The organism is uncultured Aquimarina sp. (assembly GCF_947492965.1).
Taxonomy (GTDB): domain Bacteria; phylum Bacteroidota; class Bacteroidia; order Flavobacteriales; family Flavobacteriaceae; genus Aquimarina.
The window spans coordinates 410,320-422,761 of record NZ_CANLOZ010000003.1 but is presented as its reverse complement, the minus strand read 5'-3'; the positions used below and the strand labels follow the sequence as shown (position 1 = coordinate 422,761).

10 protein-coding genes are annotated in these 12,442 nt (G+C 34.3%); 2 read left to right on the top strand and 8 right to left on the bottom strand.

Features of this window, described 5'->3' with window-relative positions; translation table 11 throughout:
• The first annotated feature begins 17 nt into the window (after positions 1–17).
• Entirely contained in the window at positions 18–404 is a 387-nt protein-coding gene (locus tag Q1B37_RS09880) for a DUF983 domain-containing protein (protein ID WP_299605826.1), read from the top strand.
• Here Q1B37_RS09880 and Q1B37_RS09875 read toward each other — a convergent pair.
• The 8 genes from Q1B37_RS09875 to Q1B37_RS09840 form a co-directional block, all read right to left on the bottom strand.
• Positions 401–1,438 (bottom strand): FAD-dependent oxidoreductase, encoded by a 1,038-nt coding sequence (locus Q1B37_RS09875; RefSeq protein ID WP_299898307.1) that lies wholly within the window; start codon positions 1,436–1,438, stop codon positions 401–403. The two genes, Q1B37_RS09880 and Q1B37_RS09875, sit on opposite strands and share 4 nt — an antisense overlap.
• Before the next feature lie 67 nt (positions 1,439–1,505).
• Positions 1,506–2,396 (bottom strand): gliding motility protein GldN, encoded by an 891-nt coding sequence (gene gldN / locus Q1B37_RS09870; RefSeq protein WP_299605820.1) that lies wholly within the window; start codon positions 2,394–2,396, stop codon positions 1,506–1,508.
• A 16-nt stretch (positions 2,397–2,412) separates the two neighbouring features.
• On the bottom strand, positions 2,413–3,960 hold the full coding sequence (gene gldM / locus Q1B37_RS09865; RefSeq protein ID WP_299898305.1) for a gliding motility protein GldM: 1,548 nt from the start codon (positions 3,958–3,960) through the stop codon (positions 2,413–2,415).
• Positions 3,961–4,003: 43 nt separating this feature from the next.
• Positions 4,004–4,630, bottom strand: coding sequence for a gliding motility protein GldL (gene gldL, locus Q1B37_RS09860; protein ID WP_299605814.1), 627 nt, complete (start codon positions 4,628–4,630; stop codon positions 4,004–4,006).
• A gap of 93 nt (positions 4,631–4,723) precedes the next feature.
• A complete protein-coding gene (gene gldK, locus Q1B37_RS09855) occupies positions 4,724–6,091 on the bottom strand; it encodes a gliding motility lipoprotein GldK (protein ID WP_219007881.1) in 1,368 nt (455 codons plus the stop codon).
• Positions 6,092–6,201: 110 nt separating this feature from the next.
• Positions 6,202–7,365 (bottom strand): formimidoylglutamase, encoded by a 1,164-nt coding sequence (locus Q1B37_RS09850; RefSeq protein ID WP_299898303.1) that lies wholly within the window; start codon positions 7,363–7,365, stop codon positions 6,202–6,204.
• Between the two features lie 8 nt (positions 7,366–7,373).
• Entirely contained in the window at positions 7,374–9,872 is a 2,499-nt protein-coding gene (topA, locus tag Q1B37_RS09845) for a type I DNA topoisomerase (RefSeq protein ID WP_299898302.1), read from the bottom strand.
• A 196-nt stretch (positions 9,873–10,068) separates the two neighbouring features.
• Complete coding sequence (locus tag Q1B37_RS09840) at positions 10,069–10,851, bottom strand: hypothetical protein (protein ID WP_299898300.1); 783 nt, start codon at positions 10,849–10,851, stop codon at positions 10,069–10,071.
• 139 nt (positions 10,852–10,990) lie between these two features.
• On the opposite strand from Q1B37_RS09840, the gene miaB reads away from it, so the two are divergent.
• Positions 10,991–12,436 carry a tRNA (N6-isopentenyl adenosine(37)-C2)-methylthiotransferase MiaB gene (miaB, locus tag Q1B37_RS09835; RefSeq protein ID WP_299898299.1) on the top strand — a complete coding sequence of 482 codons (1,446 nt, stop codon included), beginning with the start codon at positions 10,991–10,993 and terminating at the stop codon, positions 12,434–12,436.
• The last annotated feature ends 6 nt before the right edge of the window (positions 12,437–12,442 follow it).

Here is a 12,442-nt window from a genome sequence, read left to right as displayed (position 1 = left end):
AATAGAATAAAAGTACTATGAGCTTCTTAAAAGGAACTAAAATATATAGCATCTTCACTGGCACTTGTCCTGTTTGCCAAAATGAAAGTATGTATAAAGAACAAAATCCTTATAAGTTAGGAAGGATTTTTCAGATGCACGAACGTTGTAGCCACTGTAATACAAAGTATAAAATAGAACCTTCTTTTTTTTATGGAGCCATGTATGTTAGTTATGGAGTAGGAATTGCATTTGCGGTAGCCGCTTTTGTCATAGGAAATCTTATTCTAAAATTTAATTTACTACAAAGCTTTTTTATCATCGTCGGTACGTTAATCGTATTTTTTCCTGTTATCCTTAGATTATCCCGTAATATCTGGATTAATCTATTTATGCACTACGGAAAAAAGAAAACAGCATCTTAATCAAACCTTTTGATGTCTATTTCAGTATGCAATGGAATACTCTTCGTAATATAATCGTATAACCCTTTTGCGGCATACGGACCAATTAATATACCTCTACTTCCTAATCCATTAATTATATGCAAGTTTAGGTGTTCTCTATGAGTTCCCACAAACGGTCTTCTATCTCTTGTTGTTGGTCTAATCCCTGCTACTTGATCAACTATTTCGTAATCCGCATTTAGAAAACGATCTAATTTCATACGTAATTCTTCTTTAGCCAACTCAGTAACAACAGAGGTTTTATCATCTCGATTATATGTAGCTCCCACCTTATAAAGATCACCTCCCAAAGGAATAATAAATATAGAAGACTTTACTGCTTCCTGTAACTGCAAATCTTTGGACTTAATAATAATATATTCTCCTTTATTTCCTTGCAGGGGCAAGTAATTAAAAAATGGATTGTTTCGTAATCCATAACCTTCACAAAAAATGATATTCTTAGCTCTTATCCCTTTATAACTAACATAGTCTTCTTGAACATCTAAGGCAGTGTGCTCAAAAGATTCGTTAAACAATAGTTGTCTAGCCTCGATATAACTTAGATAAGAAGACAACATTTTTTTTACCTCAATTCTTCCTGTATGTTTTACTTGACCAAATTGGAATGGGATATCTAAAGCTACATTTTCATTTTTAACTAAATCCGAAGAAAGAAATTCATTCAATATGGGCTTGTCGCAAGCTGTAAACCATAAATTCTGCTCTTCTACAGTATTAAATCTTCGCAAAACTGGAAGTTCTGTGATAAAAGATTCATTAAGTTGTTTTTCTACATTTTTATATACTGATAATGCTAAAGCCAATTGCTCCGAAGCCATCCAAGCAGGTGTAAATCTCTTCAAAATTACTGGATTATATAATCCTCCAGCTACTCTTGAAGATAGCTCTGAATTATTCTCAAAAACCACATAAGACTTTTGATTTCTATCCAGTATTTCTGCAAAAGACAATCCTGCTAATCCAAAACCTACGATTATAAAATCCTTCATATATTAAAAATAACAAAACGCCCAACAAGAGTTGGGCGTTTCAATATTATATTAGAAACATTAGAGTTTAATAACTCCACATATCCATTTCGAAATTTCTGATACTTTCTTTAATTCGTTCACTTTCTAACAACTGCATTAAAGCATTGTCTATAATATATTCATTCACCTCTCGGTCACCCTGAATATTATCTTCTTTATATATGACCGAACTAAATCGTCTTGCATTTAAAATATGATCATAAGTAAAAGGCATAGAAGTATTTTTCCTATTAAATGCTTTCGCTTTATGTAAAATCTCTCTTACATCAGGATACCACACCCAAAATAATGGAACCATATCTGGCTCATCATCATTAAGGAAGTTAACATCCGGAGCTACTGGGGCGATACCTAATAGTCGATATCTTAATTCTCCTTGACGCTTGTCAAAATACCAATATCCTCTAATTTTATACTCTGATATATCCGCAGCACCAATTGTAGTTGTCTCAATATACTGAGGATCTACCGGCTCACCTGCATTATACTGCTCATATCCTAAATCTAACGTATCTATTTTAGATAATGTACCATCTAAATCACTTAGCGTACGTGTTTCTGTAAAATATGAATCTGCGTAAATCTTTTTAATTTTCCCGTTTTTAACATTAGCTAATAAGATATCGTATAATGCTCTTCTATCAGAACCAATGTTAACGGTATCAATTGGGTAATACAAAGGGAAATTAATACGCTCGTCTAAGTCTATAGTCTCCCAAGTAGTCTTTGCCCACAATACATCACGCTCATCAACATAACCATACTCTAACGGAAGGTCATTATCTAACTGAATTTGTTCGATTGTCTTCTTCCCAATATCTTCTGGGCTTCCAGCATTCAAAATGTTAGCCTGACCAAACGAGAACATTGTCACGAATAGGCTAAAAACGGTTAATAATAAATTTTTCAAATTCATAATTATTAGTTTACTTTTAGTTCGTTAGCTCAACGATCACTGGAGATATTTTCTTTAACTTATATCCTTTATTCGTTTTAAGCTGAGCTTTGATATCCATTACCTGAACTGTAGATCCTCTTTTCGCCTTTTTCAATGCTGATTTTGCTCTAGAATCTAATCTACGACCTCTTACATTAATCGTTGGTTGTCCACTTACTTTAAACTTAAAGCTTGTAACATCTAACTTAATGTCGAAATCAAAGTCTGGAAGAATCGCACCAATAGATGCTTTATCTAAACCACTTTTAGACATTTTGATACTTCCGTCTTCTCCTCTTACAGTTCCAACAGGTCTTGGAATATCTTTAATTCTAAATTTCTTGCTATCACTTACAGAACTACCATTTGGTAATTTTCCGCTTACTTTAATAGCCACTTCTCTAGCTTTTATCGCTGTAACGTTCATTACATACTTACCAGCTCCACCAACTTTCTTAAGTCCTGGTGCAGTAGCATTGACTGAAGGTACTCCTGGGATAGAAATTGTCATTGGGTTTTGCACTCCTCTATATACCACATTCATTTTATCTGCAGAAATTACAGCTGAATTTGGCTTAGGAATTACAGCATAAGAACTTTTTATAGGAATAGTTACTGTTGAATCTCCTTCTTTAAATTGTAATTCACCTTTTACTTCTCTTTCTCCTACGTTTCCAGCTGGAAAATCAAGCATTATCTGTCCATTTTGAACTTCTGACTGCTCTTTTCCGTTAACCATTACTTTAGTAGGCTTTAATGTAGCATCAAAACGCCCTAAAACGATACGTCCTTTAAATTTCTCACCACTAAAAAAAGCAGTCTTATCTGGTACAACAATTGCCTCATAGTTACTAAATGAAAGTTCTGAAGCTTGCTGACCTGCTAATAAAGCAGAAAGCACTTTACTCTCAGTAGTCTTAACATCTGCTTGCATCTGTGTAAGCTTAGTGATAGAAGCTACTAAAGGAAATCCTTCAAAATTGTAGTTTAACCAATCTTTAGAAACTCCATCTCTATCTTTTACTTTTTCAGTATTAAAAGTAGTCTCTACATCTGTAGCTACCTGACCATCAACTTCCTTTACAGAACGGATAGCAGTAACAACTCCTTCTCTATAAGTTTTAATCTTTTCTAAGAACTCTGTTGCAGCCGCAGTAGTTTTACCTCCTTCAAAGAATTTAGTATCTAATGCATCTGGCTTATCCATGGTTTCATAATCTGTTGGATCATCAGCTGTCTCCAATAACTCAGACTTTAACTGTTCTACATACGTATTAAATTCATTAGAAAAGCTACTAATTTGATCAGCTTTTTCTTTTAATGGAGTGTATTTCTCTGGTTGTTCCGAAACTTTTTCGGCTAGACCAGTCATAAATGCTGAATTACGCTCGGTAGCAATAGTATTCGCTGAAGTCAATTTCTCATTCATTAAACCGAATGCAGATAATACTTCTTTTGACATATTCAATGCCATCATCGCAATAAATACCAAGTACATAAGATTAATCATCTTCTGCCTTGGTGATAATTTTCCTCCTGCCATATTTCTATATTTTGGTAGTTATAATTTTAATTAATGTTAAATACTAGCTTCTGTTCATAGCACTTAACATACCACCATATACTCCGTTAAGAGAAGACAGGTTACTTGACAAGCTCTTCATTTGCTCTTCTAAAGCTTTTGCATTATCCGCGATAGCCTGATTTGCTTCAGCTTGTTTAGCAGAAGATTCTAACTGCACTTTATATAAGCTATTTAAAGACTCTAAGTGAGTAGCAGCAGCAGCCATTTCTTCGCTATATTTTTTAGTTCCTTGGATAGCATCTACGCTAGGAGCAATTCCTTTTGCAGCACCTTCGAAATTACGAATACTTTCACCAAGACTAGTCATTAAACTAGTATCTAATCTAGCTTCTTTCAACATTTCATCTAATTTCTTAGATAATAATCCTTCTGGAGTTTCTTTTTCTTTCTTGTCTCTTTTAGATCCACCAGCTAATTCTGGATAAACCAAAGACCAATCTAGCTCGTCATCTACAGGTTCAAATGCAGAAACTGTAAATACTAATGCTTCTGTAATAAGACCGATGATTAACATCTCGTTACCAAAAGGCCAGTGCATAATTTTAAATAAAGCTCCAAGGATTACTACAGCCGCTCCGAGACCGTATACCATGTTCATTAACTTCTTGCTTGATTTTGAATTTGCCATAATAAATGTGTTTAGTTTTTTTAAATTTTTTAAATATTAAATTAAAAAAAAGGGTTAGTAATTAGGGTTGATAGATAAATTTTGGGACTTATTCTAATTTCGGGTATTATCTTCTCCAGTAACGTCAGTACCCATATAATCCTGTACCGTTCTGAAACCGATATAACTTCTAGCTGAATCCGCGTATTCGTAATCTCGAGTACTTACCTGTAGGAAATAAGCAACATCTTTCCAAGATCCACCGCGTACAACTTTTCGTTTGTTCTGATCATCATTAACATTTGGGTTCATTGATGATACATATTCGTAGGCTGCAGGATCATAAGATGACTGCACCCACTCAGAAACATTTCCTGCCATATTATATAAGTTGTAATCATTTGGCTCAAATGTTTTTGCTTCTACTGTATAAAGGAAATTATCTGCAGCGTAATTACCTCTAAGAGGTTTAAAGTTCGCTAAGAAACATCCTCTATCATTTAGGGCATAAGGACCACCCCAAGGATATGTACCTGACTCCAGACCACCTCTAGCCGCATATTCCCATTCAGCCTCCGTAGGTAATCTAAAATAGTTTACAAACTCCTTATTACGTTTTTTCTGATATGAATTCTTTTCTATAGTTCTCCAAGTACAAAAAGCTTTTGCTTGCTCCCAAGAAACTCCTACTACCGGATAATCATCATAAGAGCTATGCCAGAAATAATCATTGTGCATTGGTTCATTATAAGAATAGTTAAAATCTTTTATCCAAACTGTAGTATCAGGATATACTTCTATAACAGTTTCTTTTACGAAATCTTTTCTTCTACCTTTTTTAGCGCGTGCTGCAGCTTGGATATCCATCCAAGTAAACCTGAATTTGAAGTTTTGAACATCGAAAGTACGTCTACCATTGTAAGATTCCTCTAATGGTATATATAATGAATCCATAACCTCAGTATAGAACTCATCTGGATAATCTTCTGTATCCCATTCAATATCTATATCTTTATTAAGCTTACGACCTTCGTATCCTGTTTCTCCAGTTCCACTATAGTTATCATAAACATACTTTTCATACACAGACATGTCTTCGGTATTTGCATCTAAAAACGCGTATTCTCCAATACCATCGTCTCCTGGAGTTTTACCCATTTCATCTGCCATGATAGCTAATTTCATTCTTACGGTAGAATCACGAACCCATCGAACGAATTGTCTATACTCACTATTGGTAACTTCAGTCTCGTCCATGTAGAAAGATCGAACGGTAACTGTTTTTGTAGGCGCATTAGCAAGTGCTGCCTTATCATCGTCTGATTTACCCATAATAAACGATCCTCCGGGGATGAGGGCCATTCCATAAGGTTTCTCTGGATGCCATTTTTTACCCTTTACTCCAACTAGTTCTCCGCGGTTTCCGCCACCACAACTATATAGCATTGCTACAATAGCAAAGAGTGATACAAATTTCTTCATAACGTGTTTTAGGTTAAGATCTTCGAGATTTAAGGTGGTAAACCTATTTATTTATTTTCAGAAAAACAATTTTTTTCTAAAAAAAACCTTAATTCTCCCTAATAAAAATGTTAAACTTCGTTTTTTCGTTTTGCCTTATACCATCTTTCAGGTATTTCTTGATTACAAGCACGCTCATAATCGTTGTATGTGCAAGGTAATAACGTATGTCTTTTTAATTTATTATTCCCAGATGAAATAAATGGTATTTCTATCCACCATCTTTCTGTTTTTGGGCTTTTATAAAACGACAAAACTTCATCCTCGACAGGAACATTATAATGTAACGTACTTGTTTTATTCTTAATATTCAATTCATTGGACCTATAATTCACCCCTTCTATAAAATACCAAAGTATTTGAGCAATTAGTAAAGCTGCAGTCTCTTCATGCTTAAAATTTTTAAATTCATACACTCCAAAACTTTTCACCTTATCACTGATACCAGCATATCTTGCGATTGCACATATTTCTCTTCCATTAAAACCATTTGGAGAAGCGTATTTATAATCCAAACATGTAGAACTCATTGCCCCAAGATCCACAGCAACAATATCCGCGTCTCTCATGATTGGTTCCACAATCGTAACATCAGATATCACCTCTCCTAATCGATATGCATCAAAATATAGTTTTTCTATCAGATCAATCTCTTCTTGCGAATTAAAATATGTCTGATATCCTATATTACTGTAATTAAAAAGATTATAAGGTTGTTCTACTATGATTTTTCCAACAAAAGAATTGTTTTTTATGGGTTGCGAAGTATTTCCTAAATCAAATCTACTATCGACATTCACAAGGTTCACCATTCTCTCCAGGATATCAAAAGATCTATATTGACCATAAACAAGATCTTGACTTCCACCAATAATTAAGGGGATTACATTTTTCTGAAGAAGCATTCCAAGAATATCCTTCATTAAAAAATACGTGTCACTTACCTCCTCTCCTGGCTGAATATCCCCAAGATCAACAATAGATGTATCCCAATTACCAGGAAAAAGCTCATACAAAGAAGTTCTAATGGTATCAAAATGCAATCCTTCTCCTAGATAATTAATGTCATTTCTATTTTCTCTGACACCTATTATTGCAATATCAACTTTATCTAGATCAGGAACACCATCTGCTATCGTATGAATATTAATTTGCTTACCTAAAGATTGATCTGGAAGCAATGCAACATGTGCTGCCACTATTTCACTAACTGGCGAAAGAAATTCTAAGGACATAAAATTTATTATTTCTTTTTAGCAGTCTTCTTTGTTGTTTTCTTTTTAGCAGTCTTTTTCTTGGGCGCATTTTTCTCGATAAGATCTTTCACCTTTTCTAAAGTAAGCTTGGTAGCATCTACCGTTTTAGGTAATTCAATCTTAGTCTTACCCTTTATAATATTACTTCGACCCCATCTTGCTTTTTCAACTCGAATACCTTCTTCTTCCCAATTATGGATTACCTTATCAATCTCTTTCTGCTTTTTCTCTTCTATAAGCTGAATGATATCTTGATCAGAAAGATTATCGAAATCGTACTTTTTATTTACATTGATAAACATCCCATTCCATTTTATGAATGGTCCGAATCTACCTGTTCCTTTTTGCACAGGTAAATTTTCATATGTATATATTGGAGCATCTGCTTTTTCTTTAGCATCTATCAATTCGATTGCTCTTTCTAAAGATGTACTTAATGGATCTTCTCCTTTATCCAAAGAAACGAATTTGGCTCCAAATTTTACATACGGTCCAAAACGTCCATTATTCACACTTACTGCTTCTCCTTTATAATTACCTAATTCTTTTGGCAACTGAAATAAATCCATTGCCTCTTCAAAAGTTATATTACTTAATGTTTGTCCAGGTGCTAAACTTGCAAACCTTGGTTTTTCTTCATCTTCAGCAGTACCAATCTGAACCATAGGCCCAAATTTTCCAAGGCGAACACTTACCGGTTTTCCAGATTCAGGGTCCTCTCCAAGAATTCTTTCTCCTACTTCACGCTCTGCATTTTGTGCAACATCTTCTACTCTAGGATGAAACTCTTCATAAAACTCTTTCATTACTTGAGTCCAATCTTCCTGACCTTCGGCAATTTCATCGAAGTCTTGTTCTACTTTTGCTGTAAAATTATAATCTAAGATAGAAGAGAAATGATTTACCAAAAAGTCATTCACTACCATCCCAACATCGGTAGGAATTAATTTTCCTTTATCACTTCCTACTTTTTCCTTAAGATTTTTTTCTTTTATAGAATCACCAGAAAGCGTAATCTGTATATACCCTCTCTCTTCTCCATCCTTAGAACCTTTTTCTATATACTTCCTATTCTGTATTGTAGAAATTGTAGGCGCATATGTAGATGGACGACCAATCCCTAACTCCTCTAGTTTTTTAACTAAAGCAGCTTCAGAATATCTACTTGGTGGTCTTGTAAATCTTTCAGTAGCTGTGATGTAATTATTAAAAAGACTCTCTCCTACTTTCATTGCAGGAAGAATTCCGCTTTGCTCTTCATCCTCATCATCATTACCTTCCAAATACACTTTTAGAAAGCCTTCAAATTTTATTACTTCTCCATTAGCAGTAAATTGTTCTGAATGAGAGTTCGTCCCAATTTTCACATTTGTTCGCTCTAGTTTCGCATCACTCATTTGCGAAGCTATTGCTCTTTTCCAAATAAGCTCATATAATCGTTGTTGATCAGAATCAACAGGAACAGTATGTCTAGAAAAGTCCGTAGGTCTTATCGCTTCGTGAGCTTCCTGAGCACCTTTAGACTTTCCTTTATATTGTTTTGGATTACTATATTCATCTCCATAAGCCGAAACTATTTCTGCTTTAGCACTATTCTGAGCTTCAGTCGACAAGTTTACACTATCTGTTCTCATATAAGTAATAAGTCCAGCTTCGTATAATCGCTGTGCCATGGTCATGGTCTTGCTTACAGAAAAATACAATTTCCTGGAAGCCTCTTGTTGTAATGTAGAAGTGGTGAATGGTGGTGCAGGAGATTTTTTAGCTGGTTTTGTAGTTAAATCCGCCACCTTAAATCCAGCACCTAAATTTTTCTGTAAGAAAGCCTCAGCTTCAGCTTTTGTTGCGAAATTCTTAGGAAGCTTTGCTTTAAAAGATTTCCCTTTCTCATTAGAAAATTCTGCATCAATGCGATAAGAAGGAGTAGGTTTAAAATCTAATATCTCACGTTCTCTTTCTACAATTAACCGCACTGAAACGGACTGAACTCTACCAGCAGACAACCCTCCTTTTACTTTTCTCCATAAAACTGGAGATAACTCGTAACCCACCAACCTATCTAACACTCTTCGAGCTTGTTGCGCGTTTACTAGATTATAATCAATAGTCCTAGGATTTTCTATTGCTTTTAGAATCGCCTTTTTGGTGATCTCATGAAAAACAATTCTACGGGTCCTCTTTTTATCTAATTTTAATTCCTCTGCCAAATGCCAAGCGATTGCCTCTCCTTCTCGATCCTCATCACTAGCCAGCCAAACCATTTCTGCTTTTTTAGAAAGATCCTTTAATTTTTTCACTACATCTTTCTTATCCTTAGAAACGATATATTTCGGCTTAAAACCTTCCTCTACATCTACTCCTAGTTCTTTTGCTGGCAAGTCCGCAATATGCCCAAAGCTCGAAGCTACGGTATAATCTTTTCCAAGAAATTTCTCTATTGTCTTTGCCTTAGCTGGTGACTCTACAATCACTAAATTCTTAGCCATAATCCTCTTTTTTCATCTGTTGATAATTGACATTTATTAGTTGACAGATGGAACTTCTAATAAACATTTTTAGTTGGTGGTTACCTTATAATAAGGGATTTTCTGAGAACAAAAGTATATGAATTTTTTGAGATCAAAATTTTTTCACAAAAAATTATATTAAAAAAACCTGCAGAACTGCAGGTTTTATTTTCTATTATTCAACGATTACATTCCAGCTTTCGGATTTATTTTCCTCTTCAAAACCTATAGTATCTTTATACATATAATACATCACTACATAGGAAAAAAACAATGTTGCTATGACACCTATATAACACAATATGATTCCAAGTGCAGAAAGTAATCCAGAGATAAAGATTAATCCAAAAAAAGTAAACCAATATTTATTTCCTAATTTAAAGGCTGCTTTTATAATATTTTCCACACTCATTTCAGGATTAAAAATAAATATCAGAATTACTAACTGTAAGGGTACCATGACGTAGAAAAGAGGGAAGTAACAAGCTAACATAGCTACTATTGATATTCCCATATTAGCAAGGGAAATTAAAATGATTTTACCAAAATATTTCTTTGCAATCGTAAAATAACCTCCTGTTTCTTCCGTCAAACCGAGATCTTCATTCTTAACAACCTTAAGAAAATGACCATATATAGATATATTTAAAACTTGCATAACAAATGACAATGCAAATATCACTATCACCCAAACAATAATCATAACAACAGAGAAACCTTCTAAAAATGTTGGTTGGTAGTATGGATCACCTGCATTTTGAAGCATATCTATATAGAAAGGTAAAAGAGGAATATAAACAGCAAGTATAAAAGGAATTGCTAACGCAAACATTATCAATGCATGTATGATGCCTTTAGAAAACACTTTCTTATATAATTCAAAACTTTTAGATAAAATATCACCAAATTCTGGTTTTTTGGAGTTTTCTATTCTTTCGAAGAGTTGATTGGAATTCATATATAATGATGGATTTAGTTTATTAGTTCTCTCAAATATAAATATTTAAACAAATATTACCCTGCCACTTTGTCATATATTGTTTTAAAAAGTATCTTTGCACACTATTTGAATTGAATTAGCAAGGATATTATAACGCATGGAGAAGATTATTGATGAAAACATACAAGGGCAGGCATTGTCACTTGATAAAAAAGAAGGAAACACCAGAAAGCTTTTTATAGAAAGTTATGGATGTCAGATGAATTTTAGTGATAGTGAAATTGTAGCCTCCATCCTAGCTAAAGAAGGGTTTAATACCACACAAAATCTAGAAGATGCAGATTTAGTATTGGTAAACACCTGTTCGATCCGAGAAAAAGCAGAACTGACCGTTAGAAAACGTTTAGAAAAGTACAATGCTGTTAAAAGAATCAATCCTGGAATGAAAGTAGGCGTTCTGGGTTGTATGGCGGAGCGACTTAAGAGTAAGTTTTTGGAAGAAGAGAAAATTGTAGATCTTGTTGTAGGACCAGATGCTTACAAAGACCTTCCGAATCTTATTGAAGAAGTTGATGCTGGACGCAATGCTGTGAATGTTATTTTATCCAAAGAAGAAACTTATGGCGATATCTCTCCTGTTCGCTTACAAAGCAATGGAGTATCCGCTTTTGTATCCATAACCAGAGGATGTGATAATATGTGTACTTTTTGCGTAGTTCCTTTTACTAGAGGAAGAGAACGCAGCCGTGATCCGCAGAGCATTATAGAAGAAATAGATGATCTTGTTGCTAAAAACTTCAAAGAAATTACCTTATTGGGTCAAAATGTAGATAGTTACTTATGGTATGGTGGAGGTCTGAAAAAAGACTTTGAAAAAGCTAGTGATTTTCAAAAAGCAACAGCAGTGAATTTTGCTAAATTGCTGGATATGGTGGCCGAAAAGCATCCTAAGATAAGACTTCGTTTCACTACTTCGAATCCACAAGACATGACGATGGATGTTATCGAAGTAATGGCAAAACATAAGAATATTTGTAAATACATTCATTTACCTATACAAAGTGGAAGCGATCGTATTCTGAAAGAAATGAATCGTTTACACACACGTCAGGAATATTTTGATCTAATCGATAATATTAAACGTCTGATTCCTGACTGTGCTATTTCTCAGGACATTATCACAGGTTTCCCTACAGAAACAGAAGAAGATCATAAAGACACCTTATCCTTAATGGAATATGTAAAATATGAATATGGATTTATGTTTGCTTATTCTGAACGTCCTGGAACACTAGCCGCCAGAAAACTCGAAGACGATATTCCAGAAGAAGTTAAGAAAAGACGATTAGCCGAAATTATCGAATTACAAAGAGCTCATAGTGAGTATCGCCACCAAGCATTTATTGGAAAAACTGTAGAAATTCTTATCGAAAAAGCATCTAAAAAATCTGATGCACATTGGAGCGGAAGAACTACACAAAACACTGTTGCTGTTTTTCCAAAAGGAGACTATAAAGTTGGTGATTTTGTAATGGTAAGAGTAGATGAATGCACGAGTGCAACTCTGATTGGAGAAGCTGTAGGATATTCTGACAATAATTAAATAAAC